Source organism: Rhizobium sp. 05L429 (genome assembly GCF_056397645.1).
The window spans coordinates 1-510 of sequence record NZ_JBFTNV010000095.1; the positions used below are offsets into that span (position 1 = coordinate 1).

The 510-nt window shown below is 52.7% G+C and carries 1 protein-coding gene; it reads right to left on the reverse strand.

The genetic code is table 11. The features are described from left to right. Positions 1 to 510 (reverse strand): AMP-binding protein (locus AC1DNW_RS35470; RefSeq protein WP_477855830.1); only part of this gene is annotated, 510 nt, incomplete at both ends.

A 510-nucleotide genomic window follows, 5' to 3' on the forward strand; every position in this document is an offset into this window, starting at 1 on the left:
CTTCTCGGCCGTCAGTTCCGGCTTGTTCAGATAACCGCGCGCAACCCCTGTACCGCCAATGTAGAGCTCGCCGGCAACCCCAACCGGAACAGGACGCCGGTGACCGTCGAGTATGTAGATCTGCGTGTTCGAGATCGGACGGCCGATCGGTGCTGCCTTGTGGTCAAAATTTGATGGGAGTGTATGTGTCGAGGCGAATGTCGTCGTCTCTGTAGGGCCGTATCCGTTGATAAGAATGGTATCCGGCAACGCAATCTGTGCCCTTTTTATCGCYGTGACAGGAAGTACATCTCCTCCTGAAATAAGATATTTAACACCTTGGAATTTCTCGAGATCTTGGGATGTAAACTGGTCAAAGAGTGCGGAAGTAAGCCATGCCATTGTCACGCCATAGCTATGAATGGCTTGAGCTACCTCGGACGGGGCAATCGGACCGGCTTCATAAACGGCTAGGCGGGCACCGTTCAACAAACTGGCCCACAATTCCAATGTTGCGGCATCAAAGCTTAT